Genomic DNA, 19,663 nt, shown 5'->3' on the forward strand with positions numbered 1-19,663 from the left:
CTCACCCCTTTAACGAACACGTTTAATTGACCAAATTAAGAAACCACCAACAATTTCCATGATTACGGCAAAAATAAAGATAGACTTGTAACCAAAACCAGCAACAACTGCTGAAGCAAACATAGCACCCAACATTTGACCTAAAGTATTGGCAAGGTTAATTAATCCCAAATCTTTTCCAGCTGTATCAGCTGATGGTAACACGTCCATATTAAGAGCACCATCAACCGAATTATATAGTCCATTACCGAAAGCCGCGATAATAGCATATACAAACATCGCCCATGGCTTTGCAACAAATAATGGGAATAATGCAGCGACGCCTAAAGCAAATGTAGCTAAAACAACTGGTCCTTTAACCCGCTTCATTTTATCAGCAAGAGGACCTCCGATAAGGGCAAAAATAACACCAATAATTAACATAATCATTGAGAAAATTGAAATTGAATGTCCAGCGTCCTGCGTGTTCTGCCCAATATAATCAGTAAAAATATAAAGTTCAAAAGTAGTAACAATAGTTGAGCCAACAACCATACAGAACTTACCTGACAATGCAAAGTAAAAATCACGTGCACCTTTAGTTGGGAAGAAGAAGTATTTCTTTAACGATTGCTTATCAAACTTAACTTTAGGTTCATCTAAATTACCCTTTTCTTGAATTAATAACTCGTGAATAATTGCAAGTACAACAGTACACCCAGCCATAACATAAATACCAAATTTAACATTTCCTAAGAACTGAGCAGCCAATAGCGCAAATCCTTGTTGGGCAATTGTAAAACCAACACCATAAAATGTTGATACAGTTCCACGCCATTTTGGTGCCACTCTATCTGAGATTTGTGGGTAAATAGCTGCAGCAATGGCATTTTCCGCTGCTGCTGCGATAATCCATACTAAAATAATACCTACAACAGATTTCATATTAGCAATGATGCATAGTGAAATTGCTATTGCTAAAGTTCCTAATACAATATAAGGTTTACGTTTACCAAAACGCGTTCGAGTAACATCTGAAAAAGCACCGAAAAGCAAATTAGCAATAGCTCCTGTAATTGAGGCAACAGTTGCTAAAATACCAACTGCCCATACTTTATTAGCTGGATCAATTTGACTGAATAATTGTGGAATTAAAACACTTCTAGTCGAGCCAATAGGTCCATACCAACAAAGCGGTGCTAAAAACATTGCGGAAGAAATCATCCAAGGTAGTTTAGGCTGTTCAGAATCCTTAACCTTAGCATTCGTAATTTCACCTATTATCGATGAAGTAGCTTTTTGATCTTTATCATTTGAAAGTTTACTATCCATTATTCTCACTCCTTATAGAAAACGCTTTCAAAAATATTTTTTAAATTAAGATTAGCTTTTACACTAATCTTTCTTATCTATTTATTATCCTTTTGAATTGCCTCCCAAAGGCCATTTAAATAAGTGATTCCAAGAGCACGATCGTACAATCCATATCCTGGGCGACCTTCTTCACCCCAGATATCACGGCCATGATCTGGACGAATATAGCCATCAAATCCCGTGTCATACAAGGCTTTCATGATCTCGTACATATCTAATGAGCCTTCAGAAGATAAGTGTGCGGACTCATGAAAATCGCCATTTCCCATAAATTTGATATTACGTGCATGAATAAATGGTGCCCGATCCTTCTTTACAAATTCTCGAATAATGGCTGGCACATCGTTGTTTGGATTTTCGCCAAGGCTTCCTGTACAAATTGTAAAGCCATTATATTTTGATTCATGCATTTGCTCAATTTTGAGCATATCTTCTCTATTTTTGTAAATTCGTGGCAATTCAAATAATGGCATTGGCGGATCATCTGGATGCATCGCCATCCGAACATCATACTTCTCGCAGGTTGGCATAATAGCGTCAAGGAAGTATCTTAGATTTTCTCGAAGCTTGTTTTCATCAACATCTTTATAAGCTTCAAATAACCGCTTAACTTCAGCTAATCGCTCTGGTTCCCAACCAGGAAGAACGTAACCATTAGAATTCTTTTCAACTGATTTAATGATGTCTTCTGGCGATCCTTCGACATATTTATGTTGAAAAGCCATATCAGTTGACCCATCTGGCAATGGATAATGAAGATCTGTTCGTACCCAATCGAATATTGGCATGAAGTTGTAACAAATAACCTTAATACCATAAGCTGCTAAATTCTTAATGGTCTCTTTATAATTTTCAATATATTTGTCCCGACTCGGCAGGCCAATCTTGATATCATCATGAATATTAACTGACTCAATTACTTCTAACTTCAACCCTGCGTCTTCAACTTCTTGTTTTAGAGCTGCTATCCTTTCTTTCGGCCAAACTTCTCCGACCGGAATATCAAATAGTGCTCCCACCACTTGTGTCGTTCCTGGAATCTGACGAATGTCTGACAGTTTAATTGAGTCATTGTTATCGCCATACCAGCGAAATCCCATGTTCTTCATTTTTTAATTCCTTCTTTAATTAATACTTACCTTTTTCTGTTACCGTTCGATGAATTGTCTCACGGACTGCACCAGGTTTAGCAATCATTTGTCTAAAATAATCTTCAATCTTATTACCGAGACCAATTTCATAAAGATCATTTCCAAAAATTGATTTATTACTTAAAATTGGTTCAAGTTTTTCATGTACATTAAGCTCGTCACCAAGTTTGATATCTTTTACATATTTATGTAGTTGATCATATAAAGGATCTAAACTTGGAACAAATGCCTTTCCTTCATCATCAATTGCTATCAAATAACGGCACCAACCAGCGATAATCATCGGAATAAACTCAAGATCTGCTGGATTCAGTGTAGGGTCATCAACATAATGCTGAAGAGTTACCCCATATCGAATACCAACCTTTTGGGAAGTGTCAGAAGCAATTCGTTGCGGAGTATCAGGAATATTTTTATTCGGTAACCGTTTCTCGATCAGAGTATCAATAAACTCTTTTGGATTGATAATACCGGGGTCTTTAACAACCGGCAGGTCTTCTCCATAGCCAAGATTTTTAATCATCTTGAATAAATCTTCATCGACCGCTTCATCAGCAATTGAATTGAAGCCAAGTAAACAACCAAAAATTGCTAAAGACGTATGCAGTGGATTAAGACAAGCTGTTACTTTCATTTGGTCAGCGTCATTAACCGTCTCTCGGTCAGTCATTAGAACGTCAGCATCTTCAAGCTTAGGTCGGCCGTTGGGGAAACTATCTTCAATTACCAAATAATGAGTTTCTTCGGTATTACCAAACGGTGCAATATTTGTATGCTTATCAGTGTGAATAATTACCGCATCCTCAATTCCATCATTTGCTAACTGTCTAACAACTACTTCAGAGGGATTTGGCGTGATTCGATCAATCATACTCCATGGAAATGAAACTTGCTGAGAATCGCTTAGATAATCAACGAATCCTTGATCCACAATCCCGTTTTTCAGCCAGCCATTAGCAATTAATAATACTGCTTCTTCAAGCCGCTTCCCATTTTGTGAGAAGTTATCAGTGCTAACCATCGCAATTGGGAATTTACCGGCCTTATATCGAGTTAACAAGAGGTTGGTAATAATTCCCATATTTGTAACTGCTTCATCAGGATCACTGTTAATATCGTGTTCAGCTTCCTTAGTTAGGTTTCCGTCAATATCTTTTAGCGCATATCCCTTTTCAGTGATTGAAAATGTTGCAAATTGAAGTGAAGGCTTTTCAAATATTTGTTTAAGTTCGTCTAAGCCAGCCTTATTTTTACTGTTAGCATAAATACTATTAGCCACACTTGCGACCAGCTCTTTATCAAAGCCATTCTTTTTCATAACAACTGTTAAGAACCGGTTATTATATGGTTTGTATACCTTATTAATTACTTCATCATCATAAGTGTCAGCAACAACAATTCCGCTATCTAACTCCCCTTTATTAATTAGGTCTTGTGCAATAACAGAATGGAAGCACCGAAAAAGATTACCACCGCCAAAGTGAACCCAAACAGGCGCTTCATTCGTATGCTTGACCATTTCATTTTGATTAAACTGCGGTAGCTTAATTCCCGTATTTTCAAATGGTGCTGGGTTATTGAGATAGTCATCAGTTAATTTCACCATTAAATTATCTCTCCCTTCCAAGTAATATACTAATATATCAGTTACCTTTATAGTAAACGCTTTCAAAGCTTTTGTCAATGATTTTCCAGAAATTGTATTTTCAGAAATAAAAAGAGTTATAATTAAATCACTAGAAAGGACGTTATTACAATGCCAAATTATTCACGAAATGACTTAACTGGGCAAGCTTATGATCTCATCTTAAAAAAGATTATTGATGCCGAATACGAACCTGGTCAGAAAATTTCTGAAAAAAAGATTGAAGAAGATTTACAAATTGGTCGTACCCCTGTTAGAGAAGCACTATTACAGCTACGACAGGAAAGTCTTATTAATGTAATCCCGCAGTCTGGAACCTATATTTCAAGGATTGACTTAAAAGATGTTTTAGACGCGCGATTTGCCCGGGCGAGTGTCGAGCGTCGTATTATGCGAGAAGCAGCAACAATTAACCTAAACGAAGAACAAATCACAAACCTTGATCAAATCATTCAAAACGAAAAAATAACCCGTGAAAATGATGATTTCCCAGCCTTTTTAGAAAGTGATGATATTTTTCATGAATACTTCTATAAAATTACTAATCATCAACGTGTCTGGGACTGGCTTAAAAAAATAAACATCCAGTTCAATCGTTTTCGTTTCTTGCGTTTAAAAGTGCAAAAGCTTTCTTGGCAAGGCTTAATTGAAGAACACATTGCTATTTACGAAGCAATTAAAGCAAATGATGTCAATGAAGCAGATCGACTGACTGCCAATCACATGCACCGGATGCTTGATGAGGAAGATTCACTAATTAAGACTTTCCCTAATTATTTCTCAAATATTGAATAAAAAAATAATCCATTCAGTGAAGAAATATTCATTGAATGGATTATTTTTCTACCGTGCAACTCGTGTTCCGGCTCCGCCTTGCATAACTGCTTCAACATCTTCTTTTGTTGAAACGTTTAGATCACCGAGGACTGTTAGTTTGAGAACACTCGCAGCAATCGCGTAATCAATGATTTCTTGTGGAGCATTACCGTTTAAGATCCCATGCATTAGTCCGGCTCCAAAGGCATCTCCCCCGGCAACGCCTTCAAGAACATCAATATTATATGCAGGACTTTCATAAATCTTGCTGTCTTTAAGCATTAATGCCATCCAGGTCGATTTATCAACAGACTGAATGTTCCGCAATACACTCGCTACAACTTTTATATTCGGATACTGTTTGACAATTTCCCTCATCCCGTTAATAAAGGTATCTTTCTGCTCAATTCCACGCGACATATCCCCATCAAAAGCATAAATGCCAAGGCTTTGCTCAAAATCCTCATCATTAACCAAGCAAACCGTTAAATATGGCATGATCTTCTTCATATAGAATTGTGCTTCTTCAGGTGTCCAGAGTTTTCCGCGGAAGTTTAAATCGCAAGCAACTTTAATTCCGTTTTCTTTACAATACTCACATGCTGCTAAAATTGTCTTACGCATTTCATCAGAAAGAGCCGCCGTAATACCGCTGAAATAGAAATAGTCCGCACCTTTAAGCAGAGTTGGCCAATCATATTCTTCACTCTTTGACAGTGCAAATGAACTTCCGGCCCGATCATATGTTACTTTCGTTGAACGGACACTGACACCTTTTTCAAAAAAGTATATTCCAAGACGCGGACCACCATACTGGAGTAATGATGTATCAACACCGTACTCACGAAGTTTATCAGTTGCTGCTTGCCCTAAGATATTTTTAGGAAATTTTGAAACGAAAGCTGCCTGATCGCCAAAGAGACTTAGCGATACAGCAACGTTTGCTTCTGAGCCACCATAATTAGCATCAAATTGATCAGCCTGAAGCATGCGTTTCTTATCAGTTGGCTTCAACCGCATCATCATTTCACCAAATGTTACAATTTTATTCATTTTATGCCACCCCTTTTACTATTCAGTGACTCCTGTTTTGAAAATTGCGATACCATGAACATTATATTTTTCATTATTGGTCTTTTTACCACTTGCCACATCAATAATGAATTGGATAAACTCGTCTGCTAAGTCATCCATTGATTCATTCATTAAGCGACCCGCATCGAAATCAATCCACCTTGGTTTTAAGTTAGCAATATAAGAATTTGACGATACTTTCACCGTTGGAACATACGTCGCAAATGGTGTCCCACGACCAGTCGTAAATAATACCATCTGACAATCAGCCGATGCCTCTGCTGAAGAGGAAACTAAATCATTTCCTGGTGCTTGCAATAAGTTCAATCCCTTTGTCTTCAACTTGTCACCATATTGCAAAACGTCATTAACAGCTGAAGATCCTGATTTTTGGGTACACCCTAATGATTTATCTTCAAGAGTGGAAATCCCACCCGCCTTATTACCTGGTGAAGGATTCTCATAGATTGGTTGATGAAAGCTTTCAAAATAAGCCTTAAAGTTATTAATCAAGTTGACAATTTTATCAAAAGTTGCTTTATCACGCGCCCGTGACATTAGAATTTGTTCTGCACCAAACATTTCTGGAACTTCGGATAAGACTGTGGTACCTCCCTGGACATCAACAAAGTCAGAAAGACGACCAAGTAATGGGTTAGCAGTGACCCCAGATAACCCATCTGACCCACCACACTTTAAACCAATCTTTAATTCACTCAATGGTTGTGGCGTCCGTTGATCTTCAGCAACTGCCTGATTTAGTTCTTCTAACATATCTAGACCGTCTGCCAGTTCATCATCACTATCAGCTGATGAAAGAAACTTAATTCGGTCAGTGTTGATCGAACCACCTGCTTCGATCAATGCTTGTTTCATCTTTTCAAGCTCACTATCATCAGCACAGTCAAGTCCGCAAATTAAGACAGCACCTGCATTAGGTTGCAAGGCAGCATCAATAAGAATTTTACGGGCATGTTCATAGTTATCCTCTGGCGTATCAAAACCGTATGTATGCTTTAACGGAATTACATTATCGAAATTTCCAGCATCAGGATGTAAAGCCTTAAATTGTTCTACTAACGGGTCCAGCATTTCACTAACTGAACCTATTACTGGAATAATATATAAATCATTACGAATACCGACTTTCCCATTAGGACGCTTATATCCCATAAAAGTTCGTTGATCCTTTTGGACTTTTGACTCTATCTTAATTGGGTCATAATGATACTGTAATTCACCAGATAAATTAGTTGTAATATTGTTAACGTGAACATGATCACCACGCTTAATCGGCTTTGTTGCATGACCAATCGGATACCCATATTTAATGATATCTTCTCCCTCAGCAATATCTTCAAGAGCAATCTTGTGTCCACGAGTGATGTCCTCTAAAATCGCAACATCCCCATGATCCTTAGTCTTTAGAACTGACCCCTTTTTGATATCTTGAAGGGCAACGGCAACAATATCATGATCGTCTAGAATAATGAAATTGTTCAATAGTATCAAACTCCTTCTTATGATTGAAGTAAAATTCAGCGATTACTTTACTTCTTTACGAATCCGTTCAAATTCTGCATGGAACTTTTGAGCGTTATCCTTCACTTGATCATAATTACCATCAGCACCAGGACCAACCAAACTACCTCCAGCACCCACAACGAATGCACCAGCTTTAAACCATCCAGCCATATTATCGAGGGAAACTCCACCACTAGGCATAATATTAGCTTGTGGGAATGGTCCTTGTAGTTCTGGGATCATCTTTTGTGTAGCAATTGCTCCAGGGAAGATCTTTATAACATCAGCACCAGTTTCCAAAGCTTTTTGTACTTCGCTTGGTGTAAAGCAACCGGGCATGTAAGGAACACAATATAGGTTACAAATTTCTGCAACTTCAGCATTGTAAGAAGGACTAACAATAAAATTAGCACCAGCAATCATCGCCATCCGGGCAGTTGAAGGATCAAGAACAGTTCCCGCCCCAACAACTACTGATGGATCATCAGCATATTCTTCACTTAAGCGTTTAATTGTAACGTCCGCATTTGGTGATGTAAATGCTAATTCAATTGCCTTTACGCCCCCTTCAATACTTGCTTTTGAAATTTTATAAGAGTTTTCTTCACTCCGACCGCGAACAACAGCAACAACACCAGCATTTTTTACTGCTTCTAATGCTTCAAATTTAGGTAACATAATTAATTAATCTCCTTTTTATGAAAGATGCATTTCATATTGATAAACTTGTGAACTATTTGGCTTCAAGAACAGATTTCCTTCCTTATCTTCCCAATCAATTGGTTCACCTAACACGTCAGGCAGACCGTTAAATGGTTCAATACAAAGGAATGAACAATCTTCATCTTCTTTTGTCCATAAACAAATATTATTAAATTGTGCAACATCCAGTTGAATTTGATGACTCGTTAATGGTGAGAACAAACGCATACTCTTAATATCATGACTAGTTACAATCCGTAATCCTGGTTTAAACGTTTCATAATTCAAATGAAGTAATGATCCATCTGAACCTGTCAATGATTCCTGTTTTCCTGTCCGGTAAGGTGCCGGTGTCTTAATAATCTCATAGACATTTAGTGATTCCTGAGCACCTACAAAATCCACGCAATAATCATCAAACTTCCCAATGCCATTAATTGGAACATTAAATGCTGGATGTGAGCCGAGTGAAAATGGCATTATTCCTGACGAATGATTAATAACATTAAAACTAAGTGAAAGACCAGTACTTAAAAGCGTAAACGTAATTTTTAGTTCAAAATCAAAAGGATACATCCCTTTAGTTCGATCATTGGCCCGAAGACTTAGAGTAAGAATATTAGGTTCATGAGAACTAACCGTAAAGTCTTCACCTGCAACAAATCCATGTTGAGGCATAGAATATGTCTGTCCGTTTAACACATACTCATCTTCATTTGACCGTCCGATTGATGGAAATAAAACGGGAGCATGCTTACCCCATTCTTTGCCATTCCAAATATAATCAAAACCGGCTTTTTTATTATAGAGGTGAGTTAATTGCACTCCATGTTCATCAATTTCAGCACGAAACTCCTTATTTTCAATAATTTGCATTTTAATCTTCCCCTATTCGGTAACACCAATCTTAAAGATCGCTAAGCCATGAAGACCCGATTTCTCATTGCTAGTTTTTTCACCATTAGCAACATCCAAGATAAAGTTAATAAGTTCTTCACTACCATGTAAACTTTGCGCAACCTTTTCACCGTCAAAGTCAATCCAGCGTTTTTTCTTCTCAGCTAAAGCAGAATTAGAGGCAACCTTAATAGTTGGAACATAGGTGGAGTATGGAGTCCCTTTACCGGTACTGACAATAACCATTTGACAATCTGCTGATGCTTCGGCTGAAGAATTAATTAGGTCATTATTTGGACTTTCAATAATATTAATTCCACTCTTTGTTAATTTATGTCCATATGGCAAAACATCATTAACTTCACCGTTACCAGCAAGTCGAAGAAGCGTTAAGGCTCGTTCTTCTGCTGTTGAAATGCCAATTTTATCCTCTACTGCACTTGGTACTTTATGCATAGCTGAATCAAAATGTTCATAATACTGCTTAAAGTTATCAAAAATTGTCATTACTTTAGCAGCCGTGTCATTATCTGGTGTGCGCTTAACAATTTCTTGCTCAGCACCTGATAATACCGGTATTCCAGTTAATGCGACCGTTCCATTATTGGCAGTTAAATAACTTGCCGCGTCGGCAATTAAGCGGTCAGCAGTGATTGTACTTAATCCATCAGGACGAACGCTTTGCAAGCCGACCTTTAATTCACTTAACGGGACTGGTGTGCGCTTGTCATTAGCCGCTGCTTCATTTAATTCTTCTAACATTTGCTGAGCATTAGCAAATTCATCCTTGACTTCTTGCGCAACTAAGAATTTCATCCGATCTTTATCAATGCCTTTCATTTGCTCAATTTCAGCCTTCATCCCGTCCATCTGGTTATTTTCACAACCAAGGCCAAATACTAATACACCACCAGCATTAGGATGTAAGACAGCATCACAAAGGATATGGCGGGTTTGCTCAAAGTCATCTCCCAACTGTGAACAACCATATGGATGCTTCAGAAGAATAATATTGTCAAATGACCCATTATCAGGATGTTTTGCCTTAAATTGTTGAACCATTACATCCATCAATGGCGTGATACAACCGACTGTCGGCACGATATAAAGATCATTGCGAATTCCAACTTTACCATTTTTACGGCGATATCCCATAAAAGTCTTCCGATCAATATCAGGAAGATCAACCTTTATCTCTACATTATTAACTACATTGTCACTTTGATTTGTTACAAGATTTTGCTTATTAATCAAAGCCCCTGTAGCCACATTAGCTGTTAAAAGACCAATTGATTGACCAAATTTAATAATATTGGCGTCCTTTTGTAAATCGTTTAAGGCAACCTTATTACCAACAGGAATATCATCTTGTACCGTAATTTTTTTATTATTAACTTTTACTATTGTTTGTGCAGGAATATCAACAGTAGCAAGGGCCACATTATCGTTAGGATTTAGGATAAGTAGCTTTTCCATAAAATTACTCCTCTGCATTAATTTCTTGAACAATTTCACGGGTTCCATTTTTACCAATCTCGTTATAATACTTAGTAACTAATTCTTCGAGGCCAGGAATCTTTGTTAAGTCCTCACCCCAAAAGTCTGGATTAGAAAGAGCAGCATGAATATAACCATCAGTTCCCTTAATCTTGGCAAAACCTTCGACAATGTCTGCTGTGTCATTAATTTCAAACTCAGATTTACCGTTATAAATCCAAAGATAAGCTGCTAAAGCTAATGTCATCCGTTTTGGTAGTTCACCATACTTTTCGTAATAGCGTTTATAGTTTGGAAGAAGCCGTGCACGATACTTAGAAATACTATTTAACGCTAAAGCACTTAGTTGGTGTTTGACATACGGATTTTCAAAACGTTCTTGAATTCCCTTGGCATAGCTCTCTAATTCTTCTTTTGGCAATGGAACAACTGGAATAATTTCTTTATGCATTTCATCATCAATAAACTTATAGAAATCCTTATCAGACATTACCTGACCAACAGTTTGTAAACCTGCTAAACGACCAATTGGTGACATTGTTGTATGAGGTCCATTAAGGATGGAGACTTTCCGATTACGATATGGTTGCATGTCGTCAGTAACGATAAGATTAATACCTGCTTCCTTTAGGGGTAATACTTTTTCAATATCTTTATTACCTTCAATAACGAAAATTAAAAATGGCTCAGTCTTAACCATATTTTGATCTTTATAACCCCACTCTTTTTCTAAGTCAGCAGCACGATCACGTGGATAGCCAGGAACAATCCGATCAACTAATGTAGAGTAAAATTCATTATCATTATTAATCCAATCAATAAAGTCTTGGCCGAGATTCCATAAATCAGCATATTGTAAAATAGTCTTCTTCAATGCGTCACCGTTGTGATTTATCAACTCGCATGGAATAATATAGAAACCTTTCTTACCGAGTTTGAATCGATGGTAAAGTAAAGCGGTTAATTTAGCAGGATATGAACTCTTTTTACCATTTTCAATTTTTTCAAGGGTATCATTCTTATCAAACGCAATTCCTGCTTCAGTAGTATTCGAAAAGATAACTTCAATGTTGTCATCTTCAGCAAGTGCTAGATACTTATCGTAATCAGTATATGGATTAACAGTTCCATTTACTGATTCAATGATTTCATGGCTTTGGATCTTTTCACCATCTAAAATACCTTCAAGTAATACAGTATAAAGATCATCCTGTACATCTAATTCTTTAACACGCCCAGTAGGAAGTGGTTGAACAATCTGTACTCCACCTTTAAACAATCCCTGTTTATTCATTTGTTGAATTTGCCAATCAATAAATGCACGCAAAAAGTTTCCTTCACCAAATTGAATAACCTTATTGGGATACTGTGATAATTTACGAAAACTATTGTTAAGACTTTCCATCCTAAAACCCTCCAAATTTAACTAGCTATTTTACGTTATCAGTTCAATTTGCTAAATTCAGCTACACCAGTGAAAGGTTGATGTGTAATTTCTCGCAAATCAAGCCAAAAGATTGAACGCGTACTCATTATGATGATAACGGCAACGTATGAATGCGCTCTCAACTTTCTTTCATTATAAAATGTTAACGTGAAAATTTCAATAGCATCTCTAAGATTGTTTAGGATTGATCAAATTACTTTGAAATAAAAGACCAACTCAATACCGCTGGCCTTATAATATATGCTTTCTATTTGTTTAATTGATAATCAATTGTTTCTTTGTTCTTAGTAACAACATTAGTCATTTGGTAACTTAAACTATGACTATTTACATTTTGATGGGCAGCATAAATCGAACTCGCACTTACTCCACCTGCTAATAAGATACTAGCAACGATTACAACAATTAAACTCTTTATAAGACTCATCAAATTCTCTCCTCTCACATTTTATGTTCACGTGAACAGTGAATCGACATTCTGTATTTTACTACATCAATATTGTTATGCAAGAGGTTTGTTTTATTTTCCAACTGATATATTAGTATATTATATACCGTAATCGCTTTCATTAATAATGTCAATAGTTATTCAATTATGCTGCTTTTTGAAGAAAATTGCGCAATAGGTCCATTATGGTTAGAATAACAGTCTTTCCCATCCTTTCCTCTTCATCATTACCAAGCATTGCAAACGAAAAATTAATTTGCCCACTATAAGTACTAACGGCTACTTGAAACATCGGATACTTACGATACGTACCGAGCATTGCAAAATTATTAATTTTACTGCCTTTAAAAGAAAATTTTTGATTATCAATAATACCAAAATTAGTGTAAGAAATATTGCGAACGTGATAGTTCTCTTCAACTATTTTCTGAAGATCCGATAATGAATAATTATCATAATTAGCAACTAATTCTTGAATTGATTGAAAACATTGAAATTGTTCTTTGTTTCTATTCATCGCTTGATGGACAGTATTTATTACTTTTTCAAATGGTTGATCTAAGCTTGATTTAACCGAAATGTTATATCGGGAAGTATGGTTAGCAATTCGTAACTCCTTTTTTCCCGGTATAAATTGACGCATATCAGTGGGGCAAGCTAACGATATTTCATCTGTATCAGAATAACGTTGAACCGCCCACCCGAAAGCTGCCATAAAAAGATCATTTAAGGTCACCTTTGCTTGGTGAGCAGCATAACGCAACTTATTTGTCTCTACTTTACTTAAACGATAAGTTACCGTTCGACGCCTTTTATTTTTACTATTTGCTAATACCGGCATAGACAATGGCTTACCTGGATGATCAACGTGCGGATCCGATTTTACTGGGTGTTTCTTAAGTAATTTACGAATCCAGGTAATCTCTTGGTGATTTTTCTCGGTAAATTCACCCGTATTATATGCTTTAGATAATAAATACAAGAACTGCTTGCCACCTGCGCCATCAGTTAAAATATGACTTAAATAAATTGTTATCCTATACCCATTTATAACCTTATTGAGAAATATTCGCAGTTGAGGATCAGAAAATAAGTCCCATTGTCCAATAGCATTATCAGGATCTTGATCAGTAAATAAAATGTCCGATAGATCATCCGTTACTGGAACGAAAGAGTTATTATTTAGCACATATTTGCAAAAAAGTTCTGGGACAGTCTTACTACAAAGCAAAATTGCTTGCTTAAAATGTGTAAGATCAAAATCATTACTTACAACAAAACTAATTCGAATAAGGGGATAAAGTTCTTTAAGGCCAATCGTATGCAAAATATTTAGTGGCTCACCTGTGTAATTCATTATTCTTCTCCTTTTGATAAAAAAGAGCGATGACCCTCTTGTCGTCGCTCAATAATTAATCATTAATATTGAAATGGATTTTCATGCTTTGCAAATAATTCTGCAGGTGTAGCATCGTCAAAAAATCCAAAGTAATTGTAAGCATTGTTATAGGCAATATCTTGAACGATCTTACCAAGGTATTCTTCATCTTCAGGTGCTCGTTCTTGTTCAACTAAACTACCAATGAAGTTACATAATACACGACGGAAATATTCATGCCGTGGATATGAAAGAAAGCTCCGTGAATCAGTTAGCATTCCGACAAAATTTGGCAAAAGACTTTGTTGAGCAAAATCACGTAATTGGGTAGTCATCCCTTCAGCAGTATCATTAAACCACCATGCAGCACCCAATTGCATTCGTTGCTTTCCACCTTCAAGGAAGCAACCCATTAATGTTACTAATTGCATCCAATCATTTGGATTAAGGGAGTAGAAGATTGTCTTAGGAATATCATTTGTATCACGCATCTTAGTGTAAAGCTTTTGCATGTGAGCAACAATATCTGGTTGAGTTCCCATTGCATCGTAACCAGTATCTTGACCAAGTTGTTTAAACATAGGATGGTTAAGATCACGAATAGAATTGATATGGAATTGCATAGTCCAATTATACTTAGTATTAAGTTTCATCATTTCTTCGAGGAACATTGTAAGCCATTTATCATATTCGACACCGGTTACTTCTTCATTAGCTTCAGCCTTCTTCATGATAGCGTCCAATTCATCATCAGTAGCTTCGGCATAATGGTAAGTCAACAATGAATGGTCGGATAACCGTCCACCCATTTTGCTGAAGAATTGGAAACGTTGATCCATTGCTTTGATCAAGTCACGGAATGAATTAATTTCGACACCAGAAATCTCGCTAAGTTTCTTGATATATTCAGCAAATGTTGGCTTATTAATTTGAATTAAATTGTCTGGTCGCATAGCTGGAAGTGTCCGGAAGCCATTTTCCCGTTCATCCTTCTTCAAAAGTTTATGATAATGAAGGTCAGAGGCAGGATCATCAGTAGTGCAGACGGCCTTAACATTTGACAATTTGATAAGGTTACGAGGCTTGAAGTCTTCAGTTTGCAGCAACTCATTAGCCTTCTTCCAAACTTCTGGAGCATTCTTTCGCGTTAAAGGCTCATCAATCCCAAAGAATCGCCGTAATTCAAGGTGTGTCCATTCATATACCGGATTACCAACAGCTTTTTCAATCGTTCCAGCCCAAGCTAAGAATTTTTCATAATCATCACCATCACCAGTGATTAAGTCTTCAGGAACACCGTTAGCACGCATTAAACGCCACTTGTAGTGATCTCCATAATGTTCTTCATTGATCCAAACCCGAGTAATATTAGCGTAGTTCTTATTCTCATAAATTTCTTTTGGATTCAAATGACAGTGAAAGTCAATGATTGGCATATCCTTAGCATAATTAAAGAATAACTTTTTACCCCATTCATTTGTTAACAAAAAATCTTTACCAAGTAACGTCATGATAATTCCTCCTTATAGTTTCATAATACAACCAACCTACTTATCAGCTTTAACATCTTCATCACCAATAACACCATGTTCCCACTTACCATTATCAAGGTCAGTAGCAATCTGTTTGAATTTCTTATCACTAATCTTGTATAAGAATCCAATAATAACAGCAGCCATAATTAAGCAGAAGCCAGGGTAAAGCGTCATTGCAGCTTTAATCCCTTGTAAAGTACGAGCAGATTGGTGAGCATTAGCAACATAACCTGTTACAGCTAGCACCCCTGCACTAACTAACGCCGCAAGAGATTGAGCAATTTTTCGTGAGAAGTTAAAGGCAGCATAAGTAATACCTTCCTTCCGCATCCCGGTATGCCATTCTCCATAATCAATTGCATTAGAAACCATCGCCCAAGTAATACCATTTGGAATTGCTAGAGCAGTATACCCAATCGTGACCAAAACAATAAAAGTAATGACGTTAGTAGGGAGGAAGAAATTTAAGATGTTAGCAACAGCACCAACAACAAATGACCACATTGCTGTCCGCTTTTGACCAAACTTTTTTGTTAATGCTGGAATCATGAAGACCCCAACAATTGAGCACCCCATCATAACAGCGTTAATAACTGGCTGTAATCCAATGTTACCTAAGTTATATTGAGCATAAAATACCATCATTTGATTATTAGTATTCATGGCAGAAATAGTAAATAATGTCATTAAAATCAATGCACCCAAAGGACCATTAGTGAAGACTACTTTAATATAGTCTTTGAACCCTTCACGTTTAGCATTCTTATCACGGTGTACCTTAACATTTTCCTTGGTTCCGAAATAACAAACCGCAAACATTGCAACACCAATAACGGCAAATACGGCAGCAGCTACAAAATATCCGTGTAACTGATCTTTACTGCTCATTCCGCCGCCGACCATTTCCATCAATGGAATGAAGGCAACTCCCGCAATAAACTGAGCACCGACTGATCCTACTTGACGAGTTGTTGCCATAAAGCTTCGGTCTTGCGGATTCCGCGACATAACAGACGCTAGCGACCCATACGGATCATTAGTAAATGAATAAACAACACCCCAAATCATGTAAACAGCATAAGCGTAAATAATCTTTTGTGTGGTTGATAACCCCATTGGCATTGTGAAAGTAATTACAGTCATAATACCTAAAATAATTGCTGAAACAATCATAACGGGGCGGAACTTACCCCTTTTACCAATATTTTTTCTCCCATCGACAAAAGAACCAGCAATAGGGTCCATAAAAGCATCGAATATTTTAGTAAAAGCAAAGATTCCAGCAACGGCACCCGCACCTATTCCTGCAGCATCAATCCAGAATTTTGTTAAATATGCTTGACCTAAATCAAACATAAAACCATTTCCGAAGTCCCCAAAACCATAAAAGATTTTCTGATGAGTAGGAATTTGTTTATTAAAGTTATCCGTTTTCGTTACTGTTTTCTCTCCTACTGAACTAGTGTCATTTGGAGTTTTAGCAGATGTAGTATCCAACGGTATGACCTCCCTTAATATTCAAGAGCAAAAAACACACGTGAACATTTATCTATAAAATTAATAGCTGCGTTATAACGCAACTTTTTTAACAGTAATTACTGTGAATGATTGCAATCGCTAAGGATGCCTTATAAAACTATAAGCGATTTCCTTAACGATTGTATAATACCACACATTTTTGAAAACGTTAACAATTTTTGTGAAAAAAATAACTAATTTATTTTTTTGACTGATTCACGGACTACTAGTGATGGTTTTATATTCATAAATTCAATAGGTGTAATATTCTTATTATTAATAAGATTATTTAACGTTTTTAGCCCTTTGTTAGTAATTTCACGCATTGGCTTTTTAATCGTTGTTAATCGCGGAATAAAATAATTAGAATATGCACTGCCATCAAATCCCACAAACGAGATTTGATCCGGAACATTAAATCCATAATCTTGACATGCTCGAATAGCTCCCATCGCCATGTCATCGTTAGAGGCGAAAATACAAGTAGGAAGCTCGCCTGCATTTAAGATTTTTTCCATAGCATTATATCCCGATTTAACACTGTAGTCTCCAGTTACCATCCAATTATCATTTAAATTAATATTATGCTTATTCAAAACATCAACAAAAGCATTCAACCGATTTTGAGATGATGCAAACTCCTCTTTTCCCGAAATAATTCCAATTTTTTTGTGCCCCATTCGTAAGAGATATTCAATTGCAGTTACAGTTCCAGAATAATCATCAGAAGCATAATTAAAGAGATCATCACGCTCAATCTCCCTATTTAAAACTACAACGGGCTTACCTGTTTTAGCCAATTGATCAATGTACACATCATCGCTTGAAGATTGACTAACAACTAGCGCCCCATCAAACCGTAAATTGATTGACTGATTTGCCCGACGCAGGCCAGCAAAACTGTCGACCGCTATTTCATAACCAGCTGGGAGCATTTCTTTTATTTGGTGGAGCATTTCTGACATAAAACTAGGAGAGGTTCCACTATTTAAATCAGTAAAATAAACGGCAATAATAAATGAACGATGCTCAACAAGAGCTTTAGCATTTAAATTAGGCGAATAATTTAATCGTTCTGCGAGTTCTCTAATTTCTTTTTTGGTTTTTTCTTTAACTAACGGACTATTATTTAATGCTCTTGATACAGTTGTATGGGAAACATTTGCCATCTTTGCAATTGTTTTTATTGTTACTTTATCGTTCATTCTCATATATCTCCAAAATTTTATAATAAATCAATTTTATATAATTTTGACTTACCATGTCAATTATTTAATACATTTCAGTATACAAATTATCTTATATAGTGTTATGATTAACGTGTGCATAAAGTTAGTTAGAACAATAAAGGTGATATAAATGAACCAAAATCTACAACCAAAGATAAAATTAAATAATGGTCACCTCATCCCCCAACTTGGCTTAGGGGTCTGGAAAGCCTCACTTGTGGAAACACGGAAAATGGTTAAAGAAGCTATTATTAATGATTATGTCTTGATCGATACTGCTAAACAGTATGGTAACGAAACTGCTGTCGGCCAAGGTATACAGGACGGTCTTGCAGCAACTGGTCGTAAGCGTGACAGTATTTTCCTTACTACTAAAATTTTCAATGGTGATCAAGGAGATTATAATAAACTTCGGCAAGCAGTAGAAGCACAACTTAGGAGGCTTCAAACTGATTATGTCGACCTCCTTCTTCTTCATTGGCCAGTCAATGATAAATATAATGAAAGTTGGCGGGCACTCGAAGATATTTATGCTGATGGTCAAGCAAAATCAATTGGTGTTTGCAATTTTAATGTTGAACGAATGACTGATTTGCTCAACCATGCCAAAATTAAACCCGCAATTAATCAAATTGAATTCAATCCCCTAATTCACCAATCTAAGATTGTAAAATTTTGTCGAGAAAATGATATTCAGCTTGAAGCCTGGTCACCACTAGGTAATGGTCGTCTTCTTTCTAATGACGTTATTAAGCCAATCGCAGACGAGCACCAAAAGAGTCCTGCCCAAGTTATTCTGCGCTGGGAAATTCAGCAAGGCTTTATAGTTCTTACCAAGACTACTCATCCTCAACGTATGCAAGAAAATGCAGAAATTTTTGACTTTACCCTATCACCAGATGAAATGAAGCAAATCGACAAGTTAGATCAAGAAAAGCATTCTATCTGGTATGATAAGTTTAAGTGGTCAGGAAATCCTGACGGTGTAGATGACTATATTGGTAAGCCGGGCGCATTTTAGATCCAACCAATTTCATATTTTTTTACCATAAAGGGCACCTCTAAATAAGTGATGCCCTTTTTATTATCCAAAATTTTCTAGAAATGTTCATATTATTATACTACAATTAAAATCATTAAAAGAAAGAGAGGATTCTTTAATGAAAGCTGTTGTATCTGTTCTAGGTGAAGACCAAGTTGGAATTATCGCTAAGGTAAGTGCCCTTCTTGCTCAAAAACAAATTAATATTCTAGATGTTTCCCAAACAATTATGGATGGCAATTTCGTAATGATGATGTCTGTGATGATTCCTGAAAACCTTGATAGTTATCAATTAACTAATGAATTTACAGAACTCGGTAAAGAGATTGGCGTTGAAATTAACCTTAGAAATGCCAAAATTTACGATGCCATGCATAATCTTTAATATGTACAGGAGGAATATCCCT

At 36.5% G+C, this 19,663-nt stretch carries 17 protein-coding genes; 3 read left to right on the top strand and 14 right to left on the bottom strand.

Features of this window, described 5'->3' with window-relative positions; genetic code table 11:
* Nucleotides 1-9: 9 nt before the first annotated feature.
* The 3 genes from H5S10_RS05075 to H5S10_RS05085 all read right to left on the bottom strand — a co-directional run bounded on the left by H5S10_RS05075 (nucleotide 10) and on the right by H5S10_RS05085 (nucleotide 4,110).
* Entirely contained in the window at nucleotides 10-1,311 is a 1,302-nt protein-coding gene (locus H5S10_RS05075; protein ID WP_182588953.1) for an MFS transporter, read from the bottom strand.
* A 77-nt stretch (nucleotides 1,312-1,388) separates the two neighbouring features.
* Nucleotides 1,389-2,462: a mannonate dehydratase gene (gene uxuA / locus H5S10_RS05080; RefSeq protein ID WP_182588954.1), complete on the bottom strand. Its 1,074-nt coding sequence runs from the start codon at nucleotides 2,460-2,462 to the stop codon at nucleotides 1,389-1,391.
* 19 nt (nucleotides 2,463-2,481) lie between these two features.
* A complete protein-coding gene (locus tag H5S10_RS05085; RefSeq protein WP_182588955.1) occupies nucleotides 2,482-4,110 on the bottom strand; it encodes a mannitol dehydrogenase family protein in 1,629 nt (542 codons plus the stop codon).
* 150 nt (nucleotides 4,111-4,260) lie between these two features.
* Between H5S10_RS05085 and H5S10_RS05090 the strand changes: the two genes are divergently transcribed.
* Nucleotides 4,261-4,944, top strand: a complete 684-nt coding sequence (locus H5S10_RS05090) for a GntR family transcriptional regulator (RefSeq protein ID WP_182588956.1) — start codon at nucleotides 4,261-4,263, stop codon at nucleotides 4,942-4,944.
* A gap of 48 nt (nucleotides 4,945-4,992) precedes the next feature.
* On the opposite strand, the gene H5S10_RS05095 is transcribed toward H5S10_RS05090, so the two are convergent.
* The 11 genes from H5S10_RS05095 to H5S10_RS05145 form a co-directional block, all read right to left on the bottom strand.
* Nucleotides 4,993-6,018: a sugar kinase gene (locus H5S10_RS05095; RefSeq protein WP_182588957.1), complete on the bottom strand. Its 1,026-nt coding sequence runs from the start codon at nucleotides 6,016-6,018 to the stop codon at nucleotides 4,993-4,995.
* Nucleotides 6,019-6,036: 18 nt separating this feature from the next.
* Complete coding sequence (locus H5S10_RS05100; protein ID WP_182588958.1) at nucleotides 6,037-7,542, bottom strand: UxaA family hydrolase; 1,506 nt, start codon at nucleotides 7,540-7,542, stop codon at nucleotides 6,037-6,039.
* A gap of 42 nt (nucleotides 7,543-7,584) precedes the next feature.
* On the bottom strand, nucleotides 7,585-8,241 hold the full coding sequence (locus H5S10_RS05105; RefSeq protein WP_182588959.1) for a bifunctional 2-keto-4-hydroxyglutarate aldolase/2-keto-3-deoxy-6-phosphogluconate aldolase: 657 nt from the start codon (nucleotides 8,239-8,241) through the stop codon (nucleotides 7,585-7,587).
* Between the two features lie 18 nt (nucleotides 8,242-8,259).
* The gene (locus H5S10_RS05110; protein ID WP_182588960.1) at nucleotides 8,260-9,141 is read right to left on the bottom strand and encodes an aldose 1-epimerase family protein; all 882 of its coding nucleotides are present in this window, start codon (nucleotides 9,139-9,141) and stop codon (nucleotides 8,260-8,262) included.
* A gap of 12 nt (nucleotides 9,142-9,153) precedes the next feature.
* Nucleotides 9,154-10,638 (bottom strand): altronate dehydratase family protein, encoded by a 1,485-nt coding sequence (locus H5S10_RS05115; protein WP_182588961.1) that lies wholly within the window; start codon nucleotides 10,636-10,638, stop codon nucleotides 9,154-9,156.
* 4 nt (nucleotides 10,639-10,642) lie between these two features.
* A complete protein-coding gene (locus H5S10_RS05120) occupies nucleotides 10,643-12,064 on the bottom strand; it encodes a tagaturonate reductase (protein ID WP_182588962.1) in 1,422 nt (473 codons plus the stop codon).
* Between the two features lie 289 nt (nucleotides 12,065-12,353).
* On the bottom strand, nucleotides 12,354-12,533 hold the full coding sequence (locus H5S10_RS05125) for a hypothetical protein (protein WP_152701163.1): 180 nt from the start codon (nucleotides 12,531-12,533) through the stop codon (nucleotides 12,354-12,356).
* Nucleotides 12,534-12,699: 166 nt separating this feature from the next.
* Complete coding sequence (locus H5S10_RS05130; protein WP_182588963.1) at nucleotides 12,700-13,911, bottom strand: condensation domain-containing protein; 1,212 nt, start codon at nucleotides 13,909-13,911, stop codon at nucleotides 12,700-12,702.
* 62 nt (nucleotides 13,912-13,973) lie between these two features.
* Complete coding sequence (uxaC, locus tag H5S10_RS05135) at nucleotides 13,974-15,443, bottom strand: glucuronate isomerase (RefSeq protein ID WP_182588964.1); 1,470 nt, start codon at nucleotides 15,441-15,443, stop codon at nucleotides 13,974-13,976.
* A 36-nt stretch (nucleotides 15,444-15,479) separates the two neighbouring features.
* Nucleotides 15,480-16,964, bottom strand: coding sequence for a glycoside-pentoside-hexuronide (GPH):cation symporter (locus tag H5S10_RS05140; protein ID WP_182588965.1), 1,485 nt, complete (start codon nucleotides 16,962-16,964; stop codon nucleotides 15,480-15,482).
* Between the two features lie 215 nt (nucleotides 16,965-17,179).
* Complete coding sequence (locus tag H5S10_RS05145; protein ID WP_182588966.1) at nucleotides 17,180-18,190, bottom strand: LacI family DNA-binding transcriptional regulator; 1,011 nt, start codon at nucleotides 18,188-18,190, stop codon at nucleotides 17,180-17,182.
* Between the two features lie 154 nt (nucleotides 18,191-18,344).
* Between H5S10_RS05145 and H5S10_RS05150 the strand changes: the two genes are divergently transcribed.
* Together H5S10_RS05150 and H5S10_RS05155 are read left to right on the top strand one after the other, a co-directional pair.
* The gene (locus H5S10_RS05150) at nucleotides 18,345-19,235 is read left to right on the top strand and encodes an aldo/keto reductase (RefSeq protein ID WP_182588967.1); all 891 of its coding nucleotides are present in this window, start codon (nucleotides 18,345-18,347) and stop codon (nucleotides 19,233-19,235) included.
* A gap of 139 nt (nucleotides 19,236-19,374) precedes the next feature.
* Nucleotides 19,375-19,641, top strand: a complete 267-nt coding sequence (locus H5S10_RS05155) for an ACT domain-containing protein (RefSeq protein WP_003666221.1) — start codon at nucleotides 19,375-19,377, stop codon at nucleotides 19,639-19,641.
* Nucleotides 19,642-19,663 lie beyond the last annotated feature (22 nt).

The organism is Limosilactobacillus balticus (genome assembly GCF_014145615.1).
Classification (GTDB): domain Bacteria; phylum Bacillota; class Bacilli; order Lactobacillales; family Lactobacillaceae; genus Limosilactobacillus; species Limosilactobacillus balticus.

Bases quoted from the DNA above. Each gene is read 5' to 3' on its own strand.
- H5S10_RS05150 (WP_182588967.1), top strand. From the start codon at position 18,345: ATGAACCAAAATCTACAACCAAAGATAAAATTAAATAATGGTCACCTC.
- H5S10_RS05075 (WP_182588953.1), bottom strand. From the start codon at position 1,311: ATGGATAGTAAACTTTCAAATGATAAAGATCAAAAAGCTACTTCATCG.
- H5S10_RS05130 (WP_182588963.1), bottom strand. From the start codon at position 13,911: ATGAATTACACAGGTGAGCCACTAAATATTTTGCATACGATTGGCCTT.
- H5S10_RS05125 (WP_152701163.1), bottom strand. From the start codon at position 12,533: ATGAGTCTTATAAAGAGTTTAATTGTTGTAATCGTTGCTAGTATCTTA.
- H5S10_RS05105 (WP_182588959.1), bottom strand. From the start codon at position 8,241: ATGTTACCTAAATTTGAAGCATTAGAAGCAGTAAAAAATGCTGGTGTT.
- uxaC (WP_182588964.1), bottom strand. From the start codon at position 15,443: ATGACGTTACTTGGTAAAGATTTTTTGTTAACAAATGAATGGGGTAAA.
- H5S10_RS05095 (WP_182588957.1), bottom strand. From the start codon at position 6,018: ATGAATAAAATTGTAACATTTGGTGAAATGATGATGCGGTTGAAGCCA.
- H5S10_RS05120 (WP_182588962.1), bottom strand. From the start codon at position 12,064: ATGGAAAGTCTTAACAATAGTTTTCGTAAATTATCACAGTATCCCAAT.
- H5S10_RS05110 (WP_182588960.1), bottom strand. From the start codon at position 9,141: ATGCAAATTATTGAAAATAAGGAGTTTCGTGCTGAAATTGATGAACAT.
- H5S10_RS05155 (WP_003666221.1), top strand. From the start codon at position 19,375: ATGAAAGCTGTTGTATCTGTTCTAGGTGAAGACCAAGTTGGAATTATC.
- uxuA (WP_182588954.1), bottom strand. From the start codon at position 2,462: ATGAAGAACATGGGATTTCGCTGGTATGGCGATAACAATGACTCAATT.
- H5S10_RS05090 (WP_182588956.1), top strand. From the start codon at position 4,261: ATGCCAAATTATTCACGAAATGACTTAACTGGGCAAGCTTATGATCTC.
- H5S10_RS05115 (WP_182588961.1), bottom strand. From the start codon at position 10,638: ATGGAAAAGCTACTTATCCTAAATCCTAACGATAATGTGGCCCTTGCT.
- H5S10_RS05145 (WP_182588966.1), bottom strand. From the start codon at position 18,190: ATGAACGATAAAGTAACAATAAAAACAATTGCAAAGATGGCAAATGTT.
- H5S10_RS05085 (WP_182588955.1), bottom strand. From the start codon at position 4,110: ATGGTGAAATTAACTGATGACTATCTCAATAACCCAGCACCATTTGAA.